Here is a 20,719-nt window from a genome sequence, read left to right on the forward strand (position 1 = left end):
TTGCGTTAAGGAAATGGCCTGTGAACGAGTATCTTAGGGGCATTTGGGCCGCGCGATATTTTTGGATGCATCTCGCGATGTCCGATCTGCGCGGTCGCTGGAGAAGGTCCTTCTTCGGTGTCCTGTGGTCGATTATCCAGCCTCTGGGCCTAACGATCCTTATCTCCATCGTATTCAGTCGCATCTTCGACGCCGCGATCTCGGAATATGCGCCCTACATTCTCTCCGGGGTCATCATCTGGGAGTACATCGTCTTCAATGTAAGTGGAGGCGCATTGGCTTTCGTCCAAGCCGACGCGTACATCAAGCAGACACGTCACCCGTTAGCGATATATACGCTTCGAAACGTTATTTCCGGGCTTATGGTGCTTGCCCTGGCCAGCATCAGCCTCATCGGTTGGGTGCTTGTCGTTATGCCGCAGAATTTCGGCTGGTCTTGGCTTGCCGCCCTCACGATATTCCCGATCATCGGTCTGATTGTCTGGCCGTGGGCGACGATAATGGCATATTTTTCTGCCCGTTTTCGCGATCTGCCGCATGCGCTTGGCCTGATATTGCAAGCCCTATGGTTTGTCTCACCAATCTATTTCGAGACTTCGGTGTTCCGCAAAGGCAATCTGCATGTCCTTCTGGACTACAATCCGCTTTATCACCTCCTCCAGATCGTACGCGCTCCACTCCTGCATGGTGAATGGCCCGTCGCTGCCAATTACCTGTGGTGCTTCGGGACTATCGCAGTGCTCATGCTGATCGCAGCACTCGTGGGCAGGTCCGCCGAAAAGAGGGTGATCTTCTACCTATGACAAACCGGATTCACCTCGAGTCGGTAAACCTCCATTATGCATCCGTCGGCTTCAGCGAGCGGTCGTTGAAATCCATGCTGGCGTCGCTGGCGACGTTGAACGGAGGAGGCAAGAAGATCGTCGACATCCACGCATTGAAGGATGTTAGTCTGGACATTGGTCCCGGCGAACGCGTTGGCCTTTTAGGACACAATGGGGCCGGCAAGAGCACGTTCCTCAAGATGGTGGCAGGATTATACCCGACATCTTCCGGGAAGCGCGTGGTCGAGGGGACCGTCCGGTCTTTGTTTGACCTGAGTTTGGGTTTCGAGCCTGATGCCACCGGCCGGGAGAACATCCTGTACCGCGGACTTCTCCTTGGTCTCTCGCCCAAATTCATGCGCTCGATAGAGGACGAGGTTGTCGCCTTTGCCGATATCGGGGAGTTTATCGACTATCCGATCAAAACCTATTCCGCTGGCATGCAGGTGCGCCTCGCCTTCGCGATTTCGACAGCGGTCGGCGGTGACATTCTCCTCCTCGACGAGGTGATCGGTGCCGGTGATGCGAATTTTATGGGAAAAGCGCGCAAACGCATCCTGGATCTTGTCGAGCAGGCGGAGATTCTGCTGCTCGCTTCACACGACTTTGGCACGCTGAGTTCCATTTGTGAGCGAGGTGTTGTTTTTCATCATGGAGCGGTTGCGTTTGACGGCGCAATAGGGCCCGCGATCAAGGCATACAAAAAAGTGAATGGATTGGCGCAGTGATGTCGATGCCCACCCAATCTGTCTTGGTCGGCGTTCATCCCGGGGTCCGGTAGAGCTTGCCGCCTCTACAAGTGCGCTGACCTTGCGGTAAATCCATCGCTTTCCGAAGGTGGAATGCCATTCACGATTACAGAGGCGTTGTCCGTAGGAACTACCGTTGTCATGGGCGACATTGAGGTGACCAGGGAGATTGTTGTCGATCCGGCGCTGCGAGAATCCACCTTGTTCGACCCATATGATTGGAAGGCAATGGCCGACAAGATCGAATGGGCACTTCAAAACCGGGATGCCCTCTACGCTCAGCAGCGCCAATTTTTTGATGTTCTCGCGAAACGTACGTGGAAGGATGTTGTTAAGGAACATATCCGCATCCTTGATGTCATAGCCGAGCAGAAAGGCATGACGCCGTCACTATGAGCAAAGGTCTTTTCATTCTTGGCTTTGGCGGCCATGCGCGTAGCGTAGGGGATATAGCGCTGTCGTCAGGGTTCGATGATTTGATTTTCATCGATGACCAGGCAAAGGCCGGTGAGGAATTTGCGGGCTTTCCTGCTGTCGCTGTTCTTCCCAGCAATGCCTCCGGCGCCGGTTGGTTCATGTTTCCGGGCTCGGGTGACAATGCGCGGCGACGCGCGCAATGCGGGAGCGCGCTTGTTCCTCTTGCGATGCTCGTCGCACCGACTGCCTCTGTCGGGAGGCAATGTGAGATCGGGCAAGGCTCACTGGTCGCTCATCAGGCCCATATAGGACCGCTTACAAAGGTTGGCCGGGGCGTCATCATCAATAGCGGCGCAGTCGTTGACCACGAATGCGTGATCGGTGATTTTTCTCATATATCCGTCAATGCGACCGTTGCAGGCCGTTGCCGAATAGGCACACAGGTTCTGGTTGGCGCAGGTGCGACCGTGATTGATCGGCTCAGCATATGCGACAATGTCATCATCGGCGCTGGCGCAACGGTCGTCCGAGACATTGAAGTGCCCGGCGTGTATACAGGCACGCCGGCCCGTCGAGCCCACGGCTAGACAGCGCCAGCCGCTTTCCTTTCAGGCTCGAACAGAAAAAACGGTCCGATTCATGAAAATCGGCATTGATGCCCGCAACCTTGTCCACAATCTCACAGGCATCGGCCGCTATGTGCTGGAGATGTGCCGTGGGTTGGCGGAAGCCGGTCACGAAATCTTTCTGTATCTCCCGGAGCGACCGGTCTCGGATATTTCTCGTCTATCGGGCGGAACGTTTCGGATATCTGGTCATGCAGGCAATTTCAGGCGCATGGTTTGGGGTCAAACCATCTTACCCAAACAGGCAGCCCGCGACAAAATCGACATCTTTTGGGGCCCTGCCCACAGATTGCCCTTTAGCTTGGATCCGGATATTCCCCGCGTTGTGACCATTCACGATCTCGTATGGCACCATGCGGCATCGACAATGCGTTTGCAGGGCTGGCTCGGCGATCGCTTCCTCATGCGACCTGCAGTATTTTCATCGGATAAGATCGTCGCAGTCTCGCGCGCTACGGCCGATGCCATTCGAATGCTGTATCCACAGGTCTCCAAGAAACTGCACGTGGTGTACCCTGGAGTGACGCGCCTGGAGGATGGCGGGACCAACAGCGTGCTTGCGGACAAAGGCATCGACCGCGATTACGCCCTTTTTGTCGGCACACTTGAACCCCGCAAGAACTTGCCAAATCTCCTGGAAGCATATGCGCTGCTTCCGGAGCCTGTCAGGAAAAATCTGCTGCTCGTCATAGCGGGGGGTCAGGGGTGGCGTCTCGGCGACCTGCGCGAGCGCATGGTGCGCCTCGAAATCGAATCGGACGTGCGACTTACGGGTTATGTCACGGACAGCGATCTCGCTGTCCTCTATCGCCGAGCGAAGTTTCTTGTCATGCCGTCGCTATACGAAGGCTTTGGATTTCCAATTATCGAAGCAAATGGGGTTGGGGTGCCTGTTGTAACTTCAAATATGTCTTCCATGCCCGAGGTGGCTGGCGAAGCTGCCATTCTTGTTGACCCGACCAACGTCCAGGATATCTCCGCCGCGATGGGCCGGTTGGCACTCGACAATGCGTTGCGCTCGCGGCTGGCTGAGAAAGCGCCCCTGAACGCGCTCCGGTTCGACTGGAGAAAAAGCGCCTTGGACCTGGTCGCAGTGTTCGAATTGGCCATAATCGCAAGAAGGCGCTGACGTGGAAGGTATGCTTCAGATTTTTGAACTGGCCATCGAGCGAAGACGGAAGACCAACATTTGAAAGTGCTGCATTTCTTCAAGACGTACTGGCCCGATACCTTTGGCGGGGTGGAGCGGACGATACATGCCATCGCTCAAAGCACCGCCAGCCGCGGCATTGAAACCGAAGTGCTCTCGTTGAGCCGTGCTCCGAACGAGAACACGCAGCATCTCGACGGGCACATGGCCCGAAAAGCCAGGCTGGATTTCGAACTGGCGTCGACCGGGTTTTCGCTCGAGGTCTTTCGGAAGTTCGGGGCGCTCGCCGGGAAAGCCGACCTCATACACTACCATTTCCCATGGCCATTCATGGACATGGTGCATTTTCAATCCCGTCATGGCAAACCGACCGTCGTCACCTACCATTCCGACATCGTCAAACAGCGGCTTTTGCTGCCTCTTTATCGGCCGCTGATGCTGCGCTTCCTCAGGGATGTGGACGCTATCGTCGCGACATCTCCGGACTATTTGAAATCGAGCCCCGTTCTCAGAGCCTTGGAGGGCAAATCGGCGATCATCCCAATCGGCATCAATGAAACCGATTATCCCACGCCGACCGAAGCCGACAACAGATGGTGCCAAGCGGCGGTGACGGAGCCTTTCGTGCTCTTCGTCGGCGTCTTGCGCTACTACAAGGGGCTGGACGTGCTGATTCAGGCGGCCGACAAAGTCAGGTGCAAGATCGTTATTGCCGGATCAGGGCCTATCGAAGAGCGCCTGAAGCTTCAGGCCAAGACGTTGCGTCGCAACAATGTGATATTCCTCGGCGAGGTGGCCGAGCGGCACAAGATGGCGCTCCTCCACAACTGCCTGGGGTTCGTTTTTCCGTCAAACCAGAGGTCGGAAGCCTACGGGCTTTCTCTCGTCGAGGCTGCGATGTGCGGTAAACCGATGATCTCCTGCGAGATCGGAACGGGAACAAGTTATGTGAACAAAGCCGGCGAGACCGGGTTGGTCGTACCGCCTTCCGATCCAGCACGCCTTGCCGAAGCCATCAACCAGGTCGTCGATTCGCCGGTCGAGGCAGCGAACTGGGGGCGAGCTGCTCGCGATCGCTACGTTCGCCTCTTTACAGCTGACAGGATGGGAAAAACATACGCCGATCTCTATCACCAACTCGATAACCGCCGACGCTGAATACGGTTTCGCACTGTGGCAGCCGGTGAATCCCCGCGATTTGTTGGTTGTTGATGCAGTCAAATCCCCGTCAGGTCACCTGCTCAGGAGACGACGGACCACCTCTCGCGCCGATTTCTGCAGTACCGGCGCACTCCATCCAAACACGGAGGCAACCTTCGCGCTCGACAGCCGGGAATTGACGGGGCGGCGCGCCTTGGTCGGATAGTCCGTCGCAGCAATATCGCGCACCCGCGCGGAGGGGCCACCGAGCCCACCGCTTATGTCCAGGATATGGCGGGCGAAGCCGCTCCAGTTGGTCTCGCCCGTGCCGGCCAGATGATAGATGCCCCACGCGGCGAAATCCTCGTTGCGGTGCAGCCGTGCTGCCGCATGCAGGATCGCGTCAGCGATATCAAGCGCGGAAGTGGGATTTCCCCATTGGTCGGCCACAACCGGTATCTCGTCGCGGTCGCTGGCCAGCCTCAGCATGGTTTTGGCGAAATTCTTGCCGAACGGGCTGTAGACCCACGCCGTGCGCAAGATCAGGTGGCGCGAATTGGCTGATGCCACCGCCTGTTCGCCGGCAAGCTTGGAGGCGCCGTAGACGCCAATCGGCGCGGTCGCGTCGGTTTCCAGATAGGGACCGTCCTTGGTGCCGTCGAAGACATAGTCGGTCGACAGATGGATGACGGGCACGCCGAGCCGAGCCGCCGCCTGCGCCACCTCGCCGGCGCCGGCGGCGTTCACCGCAAAGGCGAGCTCGGGTTCGTCCTCGGCCTGGTCCACCGCCGTGTAGGCGGCGGCCGACACGACGATATCGGGCTTAGCGGCGGTGATGGCCTCGATCACAGTCCCGCGCCGCGCGAGGTCGAGTTGCGGCCGGCCGATGGCGATGACCTTGACGTCATCGCGCCCAGCCTCCAGAAGGCTTGCCGCAACCTGGCCCTCGCGTCCGGTGACAACGAGCCTCACACCGCCTCCTTGCGCGCTTCGCCCAGTCTTTCGCCGGCATAGCGCTGTTCGCGGATCGGTCCCCACCACCATTTGTTGTCCAGGTACCAGTCGACCGTCCTTGCCAGGCCGCTGTCGAAATTCTCCCTCGGCGTCCAGCCGAGCTCGCGGCCGATCTTGGACGCGTCGATGGCGTAGCGGCGATCATGGCCGGGACGGTCGGTGACGAAAGAGATCAGGTCGCGATAGCTTTTGCCGGCGGCCCGGGGGCGCCTGGCGTCGAGCAGATCGCAGATCGTCTCGACGACACCCAGATTGGTGCGTTCCGAATTGCCGCCGACATTGTAGCTCTCGCCCGGCTGCCCCTTGGTGGCGATCAGTTCCAGCGCGCGCGCATGGTCCTCGACGAACAGCCAGTCACGCACATTGGCGCCGGCGCCGTAGACCGGCAGCGGCTTCTCGTCGAGCGCGTTGAGGATGACCAGCGGGATCAGCTTTTCGGGAAAATGGTAGGGCCCGTAATTGTTCGAACAATTGGACAGCACCACCGGCAGGCCATAGGTCTCGTGCCAGGCGCGCACCAGATGGTCGGAGGCCGCCTTGGAGGCGGAATAGGGCGAGGACGGCGCGTAAGGCGTCTCTTCCACGAACATGCCGCCATCGAAGGGCAGGTCACCGAACACCTCGTCGGTCGAGACGTGATGGAAGCGGAAACGGCCCTTCCTGTCGTCGGAAAGGCCGCGCCAGTATTCCAGCGCTGCATTGAGGATCCGGTAGGTGCCGACGATGTTGGTCTCGATGAAGGCGCCCGGCCCATCGATCGAGCGGTCGACATGGCTCTCGGCGGCGAGGTTCATGACGATGTCGATATCGTCGCGGCGCAATATGTCGAGCACCTCCCGCTCGTCGCAGATGTCGGCATGGGCGAAGCTGTAATTTCGTGCATTCTCGATCGGCCGCAGCGAGGCCAGGTTGCCGGCATAGGTCAGCTTGTCGAGATTGGTCACCCGGTAGGCCGGATTGGCGCATAGATGCCGGCACACCGCCGAACCGATGAAGCCGGCCCCACCCGTCACCAGAAAATTCATGCCGCTATTCCCGTGCATCTGGCAATGTTCATCAGGCAAACACCTCGGCGGCGGCGAGCAGCGGCGCCTTGAGGTCCTTGTCAGAAAGCTGGAAGCCGCCAGCCGGCGGCGGCCATTCGATGCCGATGGCCGGATCGTCGAAACGGATCGAGCGGTCGTGTTCGGGCGAATAGGTGTCGGTCACCTTGTACAGCACCTCGGTATCGGGCACGAGCGTCATGAAGCCGTGGGCGAAGCCCTTGGGCACCAGGATCTGGTTGCCCTTCTCGGCGGAGACCTCGAGGGCAACCCATTTTCCGAATGTCGGCGAGGAGTGGCGGATATCGACCGCGACATCAAGGACGCTGCCTCTGACAACGCGCAGCAGCTTGTCCTGGGCACGTGGCGGCAACTGATAGTGCAGTCCCCTGACGACGCCGGCCGCGGCGGAATAGGAGTGATTGTCCTGGACGAAGGCGAGTTCGAGGCCGGCCGCGGCGAAGCGTGCGGCGTTCCAGGTTTCGGTGAAGTGGCCACGGGCATCGCCATGCCGCTTCGGAATGATTTCGAGCAGACCTTCGATGCCAAGGGGTCTCACCTCCAGCATCTAGTCCTCCGACAACTCGACCACCCGGCGGCGCAGATAGGCGGCATATTCATTTTTTCCCAAGCGGGTTGCGCGCTGCAACACTTCATCGGCCCTCAGCCAGCCCTGTTCGAAGGCGATTTCCTCCGGACAGGCGACCTTGATGCCCTGGCGACGTTCGATTGTACGCACGAACGAAGAAGCATCGTCCAGGCTATCGTGAGTGCCGGTATCGAGCCAGGCATAACCGCGCCCCAACCGATGCACCTGCAACTGGCCACGCTCGAGATAGGCATTGTTGACCGCCGTGATTTCGAGCTCGCCTCGAGCCGAGGGCCGAATCCTTGAGGCGATGTCGACAACCTCGTTGTCGTAGAAATAAAGGCCGGTGACGGCCCAGTTGGATTTCGGCTTCTGCGGTTTTTCCTCAATCGTGAGCGCGGTTCCAGTGGTCTTGTCGAAGGACACCACGCCATAGCGCTCCGGATCCTCGACATGGTAGGCGAACACCGAAGCGCCGCTTTCGCGCGATGCCGCGGTGCGGCAAAGCTTGGACAATCCGTCGCCAAAATAGATGTTGTCGCCCAGTATCATCGAAACGCTGTCCGCGCCGATGAAATCGCGGCCGATAATGAACGCTTCCGCAAGCCCGTTGGGCTGCGGCTGCTCGGCGTAGGACAACTCAAGCCCGAATTCCGATCCATCGCCCAACAGCTCGCGGAAAACCGGCAGGTCCCGCGGCGTGGATATGACCAGAATCTCTCGAATCCCCGCAAGCATCAAAACGCTCAGCGGGTAATAGATCATCGGTTTGTCGTATACCGGGAGGATTTGCTTGGAGACCGCCAACGTTAGCGGATAAAGGCGCGTTCCACTGCCTCCAGCAAGGATAATTCCTTTCAAGAAACTCTCCTTGACATGCCTAAGTCCCCTCCCCTGACACAAGCCGCCCGTGCTTAGGTTTCATGCCGTGGCTTGTCAATCTGGTGCCCGACGAAGGGGCCGAGCGAGTGTCACCGGCCCCTGCCAACCGCCCTTGCCTTGCCGGGCCCGAGGTCCTGGCCGGGACAAGCAGATTGTCTTCATCGTGATGGCCTATCTCGCCCATCTCGCGCCTTTGGTTCAGCCGCTCGGCAAAACCCTTGTGAAAGACGATCGCATTCAAATAGGCAAACGTCATCGCGAGTGCTGCGGTTCGCAGGGGATAGTCGACAAGAGAGTGAACGAGCAAAAACGACACCGACAGAAATGCAGCCTTCTGTAACGGCTCCCGGCGAATCCGGACCGACGAGGCGAAAAGCAATATGGCATACACAATCATTAACAAAACGACCGGTATGCCGCCCTCAAGTGCCAATTCGAGGTAGTCATTGTGGGCATGATTTACATAAGCTCTGAAAATCATTCCGGCTTTTTCGTATATCTGATAGACCTTCGGAAAGCTGCCGAAACCAACGCCAGTCACCCAGTTCTCTTTCATTCCTTCGATCGTGGTGCGAACAAACTCTGCCCTGCCGAAAGCCGGATCGACCACTTTCGCATCGATCTTCGCCCATGCGCCGATCGTGTAGACGGAAAGCCCGATGAAAACCGCAAGAGTGCCATATCCGCCCGCCCTTGAGCGAGCGGACAGGAAGACAACTGATATCGCGGTGATCACCAGTCCGATCAGAATGCCGGCGCGCGAGCCGGCTGCCAGAAGAAGCAGCAAGAGCATCGTCAGCCCAAGCGATCCGGACAGAAAATGTCCACGGAACAAGCCGTAATAGACCACGAATGGGATGGAGACGAAGAGCAAGGCCGAAAAGTGATTTTGATTGGCAAACAGGCCCGCATTGATCGTAAACGGCAGCAATCCTTCTATGGCGACGTTATCGGAGAGCGAATACTGGATCGCCGCGGCCAGGCCATTGCAGATGACGCCCATGAAAAAGAAGGGAACAAGGCCGTAGACCTCCTCGGTGCGCAGGCGGGTGACGCCGAGGAAAAATGCCGCGGCGGCGGCGAAATACAACATGCACTCGATCGTGCGCCCGACGCCGACGCTGACGAAGCGCGATTGCGTTTCACCATCCAGCCAGGGTCTGACAAGCAGCACCTCGGGCCGCAACCCGTCCAGCAAGGCCCCGGGCAGCGGAACGATCTGGAAGCAGAACACGGCTAGGCCGAGAGCAATCAGCCACAAGATCGCCCGGGGAATTGTTTGTCCGCTGGGCCGCGACAGGATGGCCGCGGCCGAGAGAATCGCCGCGATCTCGATCAGCGTTTCGGTGTAGAGGCCGCTCGCGGTGCCGCCGCCAATCAGCAGGGACAGGAAAAGAACCGACCCAAGCAGGTATTTGTCCCACTGCCCGGGCTGCCGTGACCGTGCTCTCACGACGACACCCTCTCGATGCTCAATCTGTGCATGACCAGCGTGCCGACGTATCGAAACCGCCAGCTCTCGGCAATTGCGGCTGTTTCCAGCCTCAGCAACTGTATCGGACACGCAGCCGGTCCGACGGTGAAATCCAGGCTCAGGCTTCGCCGGTTGAATGTGCCTTCCGGTATGTTGAAGCGCGCTATCTCGCTTGACGGGTCCGCGCATCTGACGGACCAGAACAGCTGCTTTGGCAGTTTGAGATTTGTCGCGGACACGGTCATGGAGATCCGGTAAGAACCGGGGGGCAATTCGACATATTGCTGAAGCGCAGCGTTCTTGACCGGCGTGTTTAGAAATCGAACCGTCGCCCCGCTGTCGCTTTCACTTTCACCCGCGCCCTGCGATCCGGCAAAGGTGATCTCCAGCCCAGATCGGTCGTGTATCACCCAGTCGAACGGCTTGCCGCTGAAGAGCGGCTCGAAGCCGCCATTGAAGATATAGCCGCCCAGCTTCCGCTCCCGATCGGACAGGCTGAAAAGAAACAGCCGATAGGCCGGGCCATAGTCCTTCTGCTTGATGTAACCGGTGATAACGGCGGACAATTCGCTGGATGTCGGCGGCGCACCCGTGCGTCCGAGATCGAGCAGCAGCTGGTTTGCAGGTCCCAGGCTTTGCGGGTTCTGGCCAAGGGCGAGAAAAAGCTTACCACGCCACGGCGCCTCTGCCTCCAGGGCTGCCAGCACGGCCTGATAGCCGTCGGAATTGGAAAGGATGGCAGGCCAGCCTGGGGCGATGGCCGAAAACTGGTCTGGCCACCGGCGCAGCAAGGTGTCGATCTCGCCCACGGCCCTCGCCAGATCGCCTGCCGCGATCGAGCGATCGATGGACCTCTGCAGCGCATGGATTTCAGTCTTGGACAGTTTTCGCGCCTGGTCGAAAAGTTCGAAAGCCTGGGCCTGTTCGCCTTGCCGATATCTGATCTCACCGATCAGGCTGTAGAGACGGGCGTCCGCGACATTGAAGCGAAGCGCATTCTTGGCCTTGGCGGCCAAGGCGCCGAGATCGACGCTCGTTTCGTTCAGCTCGCCGGCAATTTCGTCTATCAAGGCATCTGCGTTCAGCGGGTCCAGTGCCAGAGACACGCTCGGCGTTCCCTCCTCAAGGAGCCGACTTAGCCCGATCGACGAAGCCATCAACACCAGAACGGAGGCGACGAACCAAACGCTTGAACGCAGGAGATTTTGCATGAGAGGGCTGGCCTGCTCCGTCATCGACTTTGCCCTCAATCTTCGGCGTGCCCGCGCCATGTTCGTAATATTGGTAGTTCATGTATTTATAGGCGTAGTTGTAGTCGAACTTGTTCACCGCGAATTTCGACATTGCCGCCCCGATCACGTTCGCTCCGGCTGCGCGCAGGCGTTTCAGCGCCGTCTTGGCCGCCTTGCGCGTCACCTGGTTGGTGGAAATGACCACCAGTGTGCCCTCGGCAAGCCGGCTGAGAATGGGCGCATCGGACAGGCCGACGATCGGCGGAGCGTCGATGATGACGAGATCGAAACGCTTGCCAAGATTGGTGACGATCAGCGCCATCTTCGGCGATGAAAGCAGATCCGCAGGGTTGGGCGGGATCGTTCCGGACGTCAGCACGGTCACGTTGGGATATTTGGTCGTCCTGAATATGCCCGCCACATCTTCCTTGCGCACGGTATTCGTCAGGAGATTGCTCAACCCGATCGTGTTGTCGAGACCGAACAGCCGATGAAGATTCGGTTTGCGCAGATCGCCGTCGATAAGCAAGACCTTCGCACCGAGGGCGGCGAAATCCTGGCCGAGCTTGAACGAGGTCGTCGACTTGCCTTCGGAAGGCTCGGAGCTGGTCACCAGCAGCGAACGCGGCGCGCCCTCCGCGCCGGAGAATTGCAGCGACGTTCGCAGCGAACGATAAGCTTCCGATAGCCCGGACTTCTGGTCGGCGATGCTGGCCGTCAGTTCGCGGTCATCGACGAGCGGCAGGATACCGAGCATGGCCAGCCCCAGCTCCCTTTCGACCTGCTCGGGGTTGGTGAAGGTGTTGTTCAGCAACTCGATGATGTAGATGATCGATGCAGTGAGAGCCATGAACAGCGCTAGCGCGATCGCCAGATTGATGATCAGGCGCGGAGAATAGGGACTTACGGGCAGGGTCGCGAAATCGACGATGGCTGCGCTTTGCGTCTTGAGCTCGGAGCTGACGCCTACTTCATTCAGCTTGGTGATGAGGCTATCATATTGCGACCGGTTGGAATCGACCTCGCGCTTGAGGATGGTGTATTTTATATTCTTGTCATTGAAGACAACCTGCTGCTTTTCCATCTCGGCGAGCTTGGATTTGAGGTCGGCTTCCTTGTTCTGCGCTTCCTGGTACTTCAGGCGCAGCGAATCGGTTATCGCCAGGACGCCGTTGTTATAGAGCCGCGTCAGCTCCTTGATCTGCGACTGGAGTTGCTGCATCTCCGGAAAGCCAGGCTTCAGAATGCTCAGTTTCTGCTGATATTGGCTCTTGAGGTCCGCGAGTTTTTCGCTGAGTTTTTGTAAGCCATCACTCTCCAGAACCGGCGACAGGCTGGAGCCTCGCCCCTTGTCTATCTGGTCCACGACGCGACCGGCATCAAGACGATCCTGGATAGCGGTAGCGAGCGCTGTGTTCAGCGCCTCGATGTTCGATCCGATCAGCGATTTGTCGTCGCCGGTGACGGTGATGCCGGCATCCTTCGCATAGGTGACAAGCTCCTCCTCGGACTTCTGCAGCTTCTGCTTGACCTGCAGGACCTGTTCCTGGATGAACTGTCTCGCCAGATCGGACGTCTCGCTGGTCTGGTCGAGACGTTGATCGATAAAACTCTGCGCGACCTGGTTGGCGACGTCGCTTGCGTATCTGGGCTTCTGGTCGATGAAGGTGATCGACAGCAAGCTGGTGTTGGTCACAAGGTTGACCGTCAGATCCTTCAGAACGCGCTTGATCGCCATTGCCTCTCGCTCTTCGGGGGTCTTTTCCTGGATCGAAGGCGATTTGGAAATTCCGAATGCACGGTAGAGGATGTTGCTGAGCGAGAAGCTCGGGGTTGGGAATAGGAAATCCGGTTTTTCGGAGAGCCCCAACTGAAACACGACGCGCTGGGCCAGCGCACGGCTCTTCAGTTTCTCGCGAGCGGTCAGAAACGCGCGTAAGTCGCTGTTTTCGGAAACCACTTCGATGTCCTGAAAAACCTTTGCCGAAGGGACCAGGACTTCCAGCTGTGTCGTTGCCTGATATTTCGGCGTCTGCATCATTGTCACTATGATACCGGCAACTAGGCCAGCCACCGCCATCATGACAATCAGCCAGCGATATTGCACGACATAGAAAAGCAGCTTGAGCGGATTGAATCTCTCGTCGTGAGCGGCATAGTCTCGACCGTAAGGACTATAATTCTGCGCCCCGTCATAATAGAGGTCCGCGGACAAAGCCTGGCCATGTCGAGGACCGGCGATTTGGGGCTGCCTGTTGCGATCGAGCATGCGCGAGGTGATCCTGGTTATCCGTACCCTGGCCGGCCAGGCCTCCCTTACGGAATGACCGCAATTCGGGCCGCGCTCGACGCGAGGCCCAGGGCATCCTTCAAATTGTTCATTGCGATTTTCGACTTCGAAGCGAAAACCACGACCACGTCGCCGCCATAGATGCGCGGGTTGCGATTCTTGCCGGCGCGGATTTCCTCGACATTGTAGTTTGCGACCAGCTTGTTTTGACCGACATTGCGGTAGACGAAGACCTTGCCGGCATCGCCGATGGCGTTGAAGCCTCCGGCAAGGGCGATCGCATCCAGCAAGGAGGCGCTGCTGGACACCGGATAGATGCCGGCCCTGTTGACCTCACCGTCGACCGTGATGCGCTGGCCTATCGATTCCTTGACGAAAATCGTCACATCCGGCGATTGCAGATATTTTGCGCCATAGGCTGTCTCGATATCCTTTTCGAGCTGGCGGACCGTCTTGCCGGCCGCTGTCATCGTCCCGATAAGCGGAAGGGAAATCTGGCCGCCGGCGTCCACCTGAACCGTCCTGTTCAGGTTGTCGACCTGGAATACGCTGACTTCGAGTACATCGTTGGCAGACAGCGGCTGCTCGCTGCCGTTTTGTGTATTCTGCGGTGCCGGCAGATCCTTCACCATCTGTAGCGCGCCGCCCCCGGCAAGCGCCGTTGAGGACGATGTCGGCTGCAGCGCATCGACAGAGCTCGTGGACGATGATGAACTGCTCGCGCAAGCAGAGAGGGCGAGCAGTACAAGCAATGCCGGCATCTCCACGCCACTTCCCCCGAGATCGAGAATGCCCATCACAGAGCCCCACTTTTGAACAGCTTGGGCGGCCCATCGAAATGGCCCGCACAGCTGGCTCCCGGCTTCTTCGCTCGTTTTTCCGATGGCGTGAGCAACTGGTTCTGCACTATCGCGCCCGAGCTTGCGCAAACCGGCGAGACCAGACCTTGCCTAGCGGCTGACTGCGTCGTCGTCATCCTGTAGTCCAATAGCCAGTGCGGCGCCGCCACCAACCGCGCCGGCGCCCAACAGCACCGGCAAAATGCCAGGTCCGGAATTGGCAGGTCCGGTAGCAGCTTCCTGCGCATCAAGCGAGACGCACATACCGCCTTGCACCGGATTGATGCTGACGGTCGCGTTGGCCGGAACATCAAGCGCGCAATTGGCGCCGATGGCCAAAGAAGCCGATGCTTGCGGCCCGGTCATGATGCGCGCGCCTGGATAAATCGGCGCTCCCGCGCCCACCCCGGCGTAACCGCCGGCCTGCGACATCTGCACATCACCCCGGACTTGGGTGAACTGGCCGACAATGCCAGACACGGGCGCAGCGGCCAGGCACGAACATGTCTGTGCCGACTGGGCAACAGCATCGGACGCTGTAAACCAGGCACCTCCCCCGGCGAGCGTGATAAAAGCGAAGACAACCCCAACCCGATGACGCCCGGTCATTTCTACCCCCCTTCGAACCAACGACCCGCCCCCGGAACGGATCGCTTACGCACCCCTTCGATCAACAACACTCAAAGAACTCACCAGCACTCACGGTGGTCCGCCCCTCAGCGACTGACCGCTTTGTCGTCATCCTGCGTCGCCGCCAACACACCGCTGGTGACAAGCGCACCGGCGAAAATCCCTTCGGGCAGGCCAAACCCACTTGTGCCACCGGACGGCTGGATGGCCGCCGTCCGTTCTGAACCCACGAGTTTCAGACAGATGTTGCCGCCCACGCGTGAAACATCCAGACTGGAATTCGCCGGTACATTCATGTTGCAGCCGCCAACAAGTACGGATGCCGAACCCTTGGTACCGACTACCACCCGACTGCCAAGGCCGAGAGTGCTCCCCGCCTTTGCAGGACCATAGCCGACCGACTGCGAGACCATCACGTCGCCATCGGCGGAACGAATGGATCCAATCGCACTCGCCGGGCCGCGATAGGCGGCAGCGCAGCTGCAGGATACGTCCTGGGCGAAAGATGAAACCGAAGTGAAACCGCTCGCGGCAACCAACGCGCTCACTGCGGTTCTAATGATGACATTCATCCGTTTCGCCTTTCCTTCAAATCATCCCGGATATGCCAGATCAAAAGGTGGTGACATCAGCGCCTAACATTTTTTTGCCACAATTCCAACCCGTGTCGCACGATGCGGAGAAGTTTGACCTGAACAACGCGCCATTTTAGCAATTACGTATAAATAATCCCGAGCTGTCGGCGATGGATGTCTGGCCCTCCAAAGAGAAATTACGGTTCCCTTTTCATCCTGATTACACCGAGCCCAACTTGATCAAGGCCGAGCCCCCTCGAAAGCCGAGTCCCGATCTGCAATGCAGCAAGACAAGCTTAGCGCCTGCTTGAATGCCTGATCTCCTCGGCTCGAACTTCAACCGCGTTCAACTACACGCCGGCCGGTTCATCGCCTGGCGAGGCATTGAGCTTCCCTATCTGCGTCATGTAGCACTCTACGACGATCCGTTCCGAAAACTGCCGCTCCACTTTGCTTCGGCTCTCCATGCCCATCCTGTTCCTGGATGCGGCGTCCATCGTTGCGAATTCGAGCATCTTGCTTGCCAGGTCGCCTGCGTCTTTCACCTTGCACAGCAGGCCGTTGACGCCGTGGTCCACCACCTCCCTGCAGCCGGGCACATCTGACGCGATCAGCGGCTTGCCCATCGCGGCTGCTTCCAGCAGCGAGCGCGGCGTTCCTTCCCTGTAGGAGGGCAAGACGACGCAATCGGCCGCGTCCAGGAAGGGACGGACGTCGTCGGTGGTTCCGAGATACTCGACCAGGCCTTCGCCTGCCCATCGCTCGACCTGCGCACGGCTGACCGCTGTGCGGTTCTCGACATCGAGGAATCCAAGAAGCTGGAAGCGCGCGCCGGGCATGTTGCGGCGCATCTGACGAGCTGCCTCGACGAACTCGCCCACGCCCTTGTCCCAGAGAAGCCTGGCCACCAGCAGAAAGACGATCGCGCCGGACGATTGGCTTTGGCGGGGCGCCGGAGAGAAGCGAATAAGGTCGACCCCGGAGCCCGGCAGCAGCGCGGTCAGTTCCTTGCGGACTAGGCGCTCGCTGACGAACAGCATCCTGTCGTCGTCATTCTGAAAGAAGACTATTTTCGAACGGGCCAGCGCCAGCCGGTACAGGACCTTGGCAATTTTCTGGAGAAGGCCGCCACGGACGAAAACCGTGCCTAGCCCTGAAACATTGTTTATGACCGGGATGCCATTGAGGTTTGCCGCCAGCGATCCGAACACGTTGGGCTTGATGGTGAAGCCGACAAACGCCAGCGGCCTCTCGCGGCGCAGCAGGCGCCAGTAGCGCCACAGAAGCACCATGTCGCGAAACGGCGAGGTGCCGGAATTATCCATCTCGATTTCGACATACCGGCAGCCCATCGGCGGGATCAGGCGCGAATACTCGTCCCTGGGCGCCGCAACCACCACTTCATAGCCCCGCCCTTGCAGCGCCTCGATGAGGCCTTTGCGGAAATTGACGACATTCCAGGACGTGTTGATGGAGATGATTATCTTTCTTCCGATCCCAAGCATCGTCCCCGCCTCCCCCAATGCCGTTTCGCTCACCGTCTTGTATGCAGTCGTGCCCTGCCCGGCCCAAAGGTCTCGAACAGCCGCAAGATCTCGTCGTCACTGGCGAGCGATGAGATGCGGGCGAAGCAGGCGTCCCTTGCAGGCCCCAGATCCTGTGGCCGAGCGACCAGCCTCGCGACCGCGCGTGCGATGTCTTGCGGATCGTCGGGGTTGAAATCGAAAGCGGCCCCCTCGGGCATGTAGTACCTCGTGCCGCTGTCTCGCGACATCAGCACGGCACATCCCGCCCAGGCCGCCTCGATGGGAGACACCGCCGCGGGTTCAGCCCGCGATGGCAGTATCAAGAGATCATGACCGGAAAAGACCGAGATCATGTCGTCGTGGGCAATGTTGTTCTGAAACCGAAGCCGGTCGGCCACGCCAAGCGCCTGAGCCTCGCGCCGCAAGGCCTGACAGAAAGCCGTGTCGGCGTTCGTTGCCTCCTCGCCGCAGAATGTCAGGGAGAAGGGCATGGATGAAATCGCGGACAACGCCCTCAGAAGCAAACTGTGCCCCTTGCGCTCCCGGTATTTTGCCACCATCAGGATTCGAGGCGGCCACTGCAATGGCCTGCTTTCCAGGCCTTCAGTCCGGGCCGGCTCGAAAGGGCTCCCGAATGGCAGGGACATGGCATCGCCGAGCTTGGCCGGGCCAAGATTTGGCGAAAGCCGTGAGGTGAAATGCGGGATGCCTAGGCCATGAAAGACGGCTCTTCGAACCCATGTGCCACTCCATGCGCTGGGCTTGGCGTCCTCCTGGTCGTAGATGACCAGCCTGCGCCCTTGCAGAATTGAACAGAGTGCCGCGACCCTGCAAAACCATCGCGTCACTCCGCGGATGATCACCACGTCGGGGTCTTCGGCCTGCAAACGCTTCCAGTAGGAAAAGACGCCGGGAAAGGAAAAAGGCGAATTCGGAATGTTGCTCGAGCGCCGACGCATGATCATCCGGGACAGCGCGGATGGAGCCATCACGTTGGGAGAAACAAGAGCGTGATTCTCGGTGACGCTCGTTTCGACTACGTCGACCGCAACATGGTGCCCCGCCGAAGTCAGAATGCGAACCCAGGGTGCCGCATTGGTGTGGTATCTTGGCAGGCAAAACAGGTATCTCAAAACATCAGCCTTCAGATATCTTCCGCCGGGCGGATCCGCTTTTTCAACAATAGATGCGAAACCACCATCATCGCTGCATAAACCGCCGCCGATACCAGCAAGCCGGCCCAGGCGATGCCTGAAATTCCGATCCATCCGGACAAAGCCAGGCAAAGCGGAACATAGATGGCGATCGCCAGCGCCGTGATTTTCAAAAGCGGCTTCGTCCCGGCCAGGACCTGGATCAACGGATTGAGATGCATTCCAGCCAGGCCGAAGCATTCTGAAGCGAACAGAATGGCAAAGAGCAGCGAAGCTTCGGCGTAGGCCGAACCGCCAGCCAGAAGGACGATGGGGTTTTGCAGCAGCACCCCCACGACTGCCATGCCGGTGGCACCGCATGCCGAAACCACGGTGATGCGGGCGTTCAAGCGGTATAGACGAGAAGGAGGCTCTTGCCTGGACAGTTTCGCGATTTCGGGAAAGATCACCTGGTTCAAGGGACCGGTCAGCCGGGAAACCATCGTCGCCAGGCGCGATGCGAGCGAATAGGAGCCCGCGGCGACCTCTCCCAGCAGGCCCGCGACAAGGAACAATGCGAGATGCCGCCTGGCGCTCACAAGCGTCGAGAGCAGACTGGTCCCCGTGGCCATGGCAAGAAACGCCCAGAAGAAACGGCGTTTGGACCGGGAGCGAAGCGGGTTGAGCAGTTCGATGTGCTCCTGCCTGGCATAGAGCAGCATGCGAACGAACAGCGTCAGGTTGTAGAATGCGCCGACCGCTGCCAGCACGATTACATAATCCGGCAATGAGGCATCGAGGATCCAAAGGACGAGAGAGGCAACCACCACGGCAACCCCTTGCATGAGTTGATTGCCGGCAATGACGTCGTACCGGCCGTTCAGCCGAAGCACACCTTTCGGCGTACCCGAAAGACTCGCCAACAAGGTGAGGCTGTAGATAATCGCCAGAAGGCGATTATCCCGCGACACGCCAACAGCTTCTCCAAACAGCAAGATCCCGCCTATTGCCAGGACCGTGGCGAGAAGGGCGGCTGAAACATCGAGGGCAATTCCGCAAGATGCCGCCGGTCCCAGACGCAAAGGCGACCTCGCGCACAGCCTGATCACTAGCTGCCAGCTCTCGAACGTGCATAGGCCGGAAACGAACGCCACATAGGCCTGAATTACGGCGAGTGTGCCAAAATTCCCCGGACCCAGCGACCGTGCGTTGAGCGCCAGTGCAAGGATGGAGCACAACGCGGCCACTCCGCTTGCGGACGTCGTAAACGTAACGTCGCGGACAACCCGCCGCGCGCGCATCCATCCGGAAGGCTTGGCGACCGCCGTCACGTCCTCAGCCATTGTCTCGGCGCAAGGCCCGCGCCCCCTGCGGCATCACCTCGGCGGGGCCCGGTGGAAAACACTTCCGGTGCACATAAACCAAGCCAAAAATGAAAAGCGCAACGAGAACGGCTCGCTTGGCGGAGATGAAGGCGCCAAGCAGCTCCTTGCGCTGGATGTAGAATGTGAGATGGACGATGGCCACGATCAGCCCGGCCTTGAGCGTCGCGCTGCGCACATTGCGGATTATCGCCTCGAGGGCAACACACACGAGCGACAGAATGACAACGAGCAGCGGAAATCCGGCATACCCGAAATTGGCAAAGAACTCCGCCCAGATGTTTGCAGCGACGCCACCACTGTAACCCGGAAATAGGAACGGCTGAACCTGCTCGTTGTAGGTGCATCCGTCCTTGCCAAAGACCGTATCCGAGAACGGAAACAGAGAAAGAGGCACCAGCCAAAGATTCGAGCACGGCAAGGTGTAGTCATATTTCACGACCAGATCCAGGTGAGCCAATGTCACGAACTGCTCCAGCCCCACGAGAGCGGAATCGGACAATTGGTCGAATTGTATTTTCTGACCTACAAGTTCAAAATTTCCTGCTTTTATTGCTGCATATACTGCCTTGTACACTGCAAGAAAAAAGAATGCGCCAATTCCTCCAATTATGTATCTTTTCCTGATCAAAAGCAGGGAAATGTTCCTGTACCTTATGTACAAACAAGCTAAAATCGCGATGGCAACCGAAGAGCGATGCCCGATATAGAGCGTAAGCATCAGTCCCAGGCAGCTCAAGATGATGACCAGCCTGGATTTCTTCCACCCCGACAGGGCTCCGAACACCATGCCGATGATGCAGCTGTTGTAAAATACATACTGGATCCGCCCGGTAGATGACAAAACATCGGCCTTTGCGGCCGAAAAAAGTGCCGGATTTGCTATCGAAATCCCACCGAACACCACCAGCATCACAATTATTACGATCGACTCCCCCCGAACGTCGCCTTCGACTTCGAAATCTTGACGCCTTGGCATGAAGACCAGCATCGCGGCAGCAATGCAAGAAAGAGAAAGCGCAATGGCATATCCAGTGCCCGCGTGATATATGAAATCATACTTCCTTCTGCTGACATCAACATACTGAAATCCCCCGGTGACGAATGGCACAAAGTAGACCAAGCTCGACAAAAGCAACAACATTTGCGGCGTGAGCGCAAATGGCGAAACAAAATAATCTCGTTTGAGGTGCTTCACTTTCGT

At 58.7% G+C, this 20,719-nt stretch carries 20 protein-coding genes and 1 pseudogene; 7 read left to right on the top strand and 14 right to left on the bottom strand.

Going from position 1 to position 20,719, the window contains the following annotated elements:
* Nucleotides 1-20: 20 nt before the first annotated feature.
* The 6 genes from FJ949_RS08045 to FJ949_RS08070 are packed head-to-tail and all read left to right on the top strand — an operon-like array spanning nt 21 to nt 4,924.
* The gene (locus FJ949_RS08045) at nt 21-803 is read left to right on the top strand and encodes an ABC transporter permease (RefSeq protein ID WP_181165147.1); all 783 of its coding nucleotides are present in this window, start codon (nt 21-23) and stop codon (nt 801-803) included.
* Nucleotides 800-1,552: an ABC transporter ATP-binding protein gene (locus FJ949_RS08050; protein WP_140494856.1), complete on the top strand. Its 753-nt coding sequence runs from the start codon at nt 800-802 to the stop codon at nt 1,550-1,552. The genes FJ949_RS08045 and FJ949_RS08050 overlap by 4 nt, the downstream gene beginning before the upstream one ends.
* Before the next feature lie 36 nt (nt 1,553-1,588).
* A complete protein-coding gene (locus FJ949_RS08055) occupies nt 1,589-1,969 on the top strand; it encodes a glycosyltransferase (RefSeq protein WP_224646757.1) in 381 nt (126 codons plus the stop codon).
* Complete coding sequence (locus FJ949_RS08060; RefSeq protein WP_140494860.1) at nt 1,966-2,577, top strand: NeuD/PglB/VioB family sugar acetyltransferase; 612 nt, start codon at nt 1,966-1,968, stop codon at nt 2,575-2,577. Before FJ949_RS08055 ends, FJ949_RS08060 begins: the two co-directional genes overlap by 4 nt.
* A gap of 52 nt (nt 2,578-2,629) precedes the next feature.
* Entirely contained in the window at nt 2,630-3,745 is a 1,116-nt protein-coding gene (locus tag FJ949_RS08065) for a glycosyltransferase family 1 protein (RefSeq protein WP_140494862.1), read from the top strand.
* A 60-nt stretch (nt 3,746-3,805) separates the two neighbouring features.
* Nucleotides 3,806-4,924: a glycosyltransferase gene (locus FJ949_RS08070; RefSeq protein ID WP_140494864.1), complete on the top strand. Its 1,119-nt coding sequence runs from the start codon at nt 3,806-3,808 to the stop codon at nt 4,922-4,924.
* A gap of 75 nt (nt 4,925-4,999) precedes the next feature.
* Here FJ949_RS08070 and rfbD read toward each other — a convergent pair whose 3' ends face one another.
* Genes rfbD through FJ949_RS08100 form a run of 6 tightly spaced genes read right to left on the bottom strand, consistent with a single transcriptional unit; the run spans nt 5,000 to nt 10,717 of the window.
* Nucleotides 5,000-5,878 (bottom strand): dTDP-4-dehydrorhamnose reductase, encoded by an 879-nt coding sequence (gene rfbD / locus FJ949_RS08075; RefSeq protein WP_140494866.1) that lies wholly within the window; start codon nt 5,876-5,878, stop codon nt 5,000-5,002.
* A complete protein-coding gene (rfbB, locus tag FJ949_RS08080) occupies nt 5,875-6,945 on the bottom strand; it encodes a dTDP-glucose 4,6-dehydratase (RefSeq protein WP_140494868.1) in 1,071 nt (356 codons plus the stop codon). The genes rfbD and rfbB overlap by 4 nt, the downstream gene beginning before the upstream one ends.
* A gap of 31 nt (nt 6,946-6,976) precedes the next feature.
* Nucleotides 6,977-7,531 (bottom strand): dTDP-4-dehydrorhamnose 3,5-epimerase, encoded by a 555-nt coding sequence (gene rfbC, locus FJ949_RS08085; RefSeq protein WP_140494870.1) that lies wholly within the window; start codon nt 7,529-7,531, stop codon nt 6,977-6,979.
* Complete coding sequence (gene rfbA / locus FJ949_RS08090) at nt 7,532-8,413, bottom strand: glucose-1-phosphate thymidylyltransferase RfbA (protein WP_140494872.1); 882 nt, start codon at nt 8,411-8,413, stop codon at nt 7,532-7,534.
* Between the two features lie 19 nt (nt 8,414-8,432).
* Complete coding sequence (locus FJ949_RS08095; RefSeq protein ID WP_140494874.1) at nt 8,433-9,887, bottom strand: O-antigen ligase family protein; 1,455 nt, start codon at nt 9,885-9,887, stop codon at nt 8,433-8,435.
* The gene (locus FJ949_RS08100; protein ID WP_224646747.1) at nt 9,884-10,717 is read right to left on the bottom strand and encodes a hypothetical protein; all 834 of its coding nucleotides are present in this window, start codon (nt 10,715-10,717) and stop codon (nt 9,884-9,886) included. The genes FJ949_RS08095 and FJ949_RS08100 overlap by 4 nt, the downstream gene beginning before the upstream one ends.
* A gap of 54 nt (nt 10,718-10,771) precedes the next feature.
* On the opposite strand from FJ949_RS08100, the gene FJ949_RS30605 reads away from it, so the two are divergent.
* Nucleotides 10,772-11,047 (top strand): hypothetical protein, encoded by a 276-nt coding sequence (locus FJ949_RS30605; protein WP_224646749.1) that lies wholly within the window; start codon nt 10,772-10,774, stop codon nt 11,045-11,047.
* Here FJ949_RS30605 and FJ949_RS08105 read toward each other — a convergent pair.
* The 8 genes and pseudogenes from FJ949_RS08105 to FJ949_RS08140 all read right to left on the bottom strand — a co-directional run bounded on the left by FJ949_RS08105 (nt 11,031) and on the right by FJ949_RS08140 (nt 20,713).
* Nucleotides 11,031-13,409, bottom strand: a complete 2,379-nt coding sequence (locus tag FJ949_RS08105; RefSeq protein WP_140494876.1) for a polysaccharide biosynthesis tyrosine autokinase — start codon at nt 13,407-13,409, stop codon at nt 11,031-11,033. The two genes, FJ949_RS30605 and FJ949_RS08105, sit on opposite strands and share 17 nt — an antisense overlap.
* Before the next feature lie 47 nt (nt 13,410-13,456).
* Nucleotides 13,457-14,359: a polysaccharide biosynthesis/export family protein gene (locus FJ949_RS08110; RefSeq protein WP_224646752.1), complete on the bottom strand. Its 903-nt coding sequence runs from the start codon at nt 14,357-14,359 to the stop codon at nt 13,457-13,459.
* Between the two features lie 21 nt (nt 14,360-14,380).
* Nucleotides 14,381-14,878 (bottom strand): hypothetical protein, encoded by a 498-nt coding sequence (locus tag FJ949_RS08115; protein ID WP_140494878.1) that lies wholly within the window; start codon nt 14,876-14,878, stop codon nt 14,381-14,383.
* Between the two features lie 107 nt (nt 14,879-14,985).
* Nucleotides 14,986-15,471 (bottom strand): hypothetical protein, encoded by a 486-nt coding sequence (locus FJ949_RS08120; RefSeq protein WP_140494880.1) that lies wholly within the window; start codon nt 15,469-15,471, stop codon nt 14,986-14,988.
* 353 nt (nt 15,472-15,824) lie between these two features.
* Complete coding sequence (locus FJ949_RS08125) at nt 15,825-16,979, bottom strand: glycosyltransferase family 4 protein (protein ID WP_140494882.1); 1,155 nt, start codon at nt 16,977-16,979, stop codon at nt 15,825-15,827.
* Nucleotides 16,980-17,008: 29 nt separating this feature from the next.
* Nucleotides 17,009-18,268, bottom strand: a complete 1,260-nt coding sequence (locus FJ949_RS30980; RefSeq protein ID WP_224646753.1) for a glycosyltransferase family 4 protein — start codon at nt 18,266-18,268, stop codon at nt 17,009-17,011.
* Nucleotides 18,269-18,588: 320 nt separating this feature from the next.
* Nucleotides 18,589-19,476 (bottom strand): annotated as a pseudogene (locus FJ949_RS30985) (oligosaccharide flippase family protein); the annotation flags it as partial.
* Nucleotides 19,469-20,713, bottom strand: a complete 1,245-nt coding sequence (locus FJ949_RS08140; RefSeq protein ID WP_140494888.1) for an oligosaccharide repeat unit polymerase — start codon at nt 20,711-20,713, stop codon at nt 19,469-19,471. The pseudogene FJ949_RS30985 and the gene FJ949_RS08140, both read right to left, overlap by 8 nt.
* Nucleotides 20,714-20,719 lie beyond the last annotated feature (6 nt).

The organism is Mesorhizobium sp. B2-4-1 (assembly GCF_006442185.1).
In the GTDB taxonomy this organism is placed as follows: Bacteria; Pseudomonadota; Alphaproteobacteria; order Rhizobiales; family Rhizobiaceae; genus Mesorhizobium.

What these genes read in the sequence shown, in the direction of transcription:
- FJ949_RS08060 (WP_140494860.1), top strand. Translation starts at nt 1,966, where the DNA reads ATGAGCAAAGGTCTTTTCATTCTTGGCTTTGGCGGCCATGCGCGTAGC.
- FJ949_RS08120 (WP_140494880.1), bottom strand. Translation starts at nt 15,471, where the DNA reads ATGAATGTCATCATTAGAACCGCAGTGAGCGCGTTGGTTGCCGCGAGC.
- FJ949_RS08125 (WP_140494882.1), bottom strand. Translation starts at nt 16,979, where the DNA reads ATGCTTGGGATCGGAAGAAAGATAATCATCTCCATCAACACGTCCTGG.
- rfbC (WP_140494870.1), bottom strand. Translation starts at nt 7,531, where the DNA reads ATGCTGGAGGTGAGACCCCTTGGCATCGAAGGTCTGCTCGAAATCATT.
- FJ949_RS08115 (WP_140494878.1), bottom strand. Translation starts at nt 14,878, where the DNA reads ATGACCGGGCGTCATCGGGTTGGGGTTGTCTTCGCTTTTATCACGCTC.
- FJ949_RS08050 (WP_140494856.1), top strand. Translation starts at nt 800, where the DNA reads ATGACAAACCGGATTCACCTCGAGTCGGTAAACCTCCATTATGCATCC.
- FJ949_RS08105 (WP_140494876.1), bottom strand. Translation starts at nt 13,409, where the DNA reads ATGCTCGATCGCAACAGGCAGCCCCAAATCGCCGGTCCTCGACATGGC.
- FJ949_RS30980 (WP_224646753.1), bottom strand. Translation starts at nt 18,268, where the DNA reads ATGGATCGGAATTTCAGGCATCGCCTGGGCCGGCTTGCTGGTATCGGC.
- rfbB (WP_140494868.1), bottom strand. Translation starts at nt 6,945, where the DNA reads ATGAATTTTCTGGTGACGGGTGGGGCCGGCTTCATCGGTTCGGCGGTG.
- FJ949_RS08065 (WP_140494862.1), top strand. Translation starts at nt 2,630, where the DNA reads ATGAAAATCGGCATTGATGCCCGCAACCTTGTCCACAATCTCACAGGC.
- FJ949_RS30605 (WP_224646749.1), top strand. Translation starts at nt 10,772, where the DNA reads ATGGATTTCAGTCTTGGACAGTTTTCGCGCCTGGTCGAAAAGTTCGAA.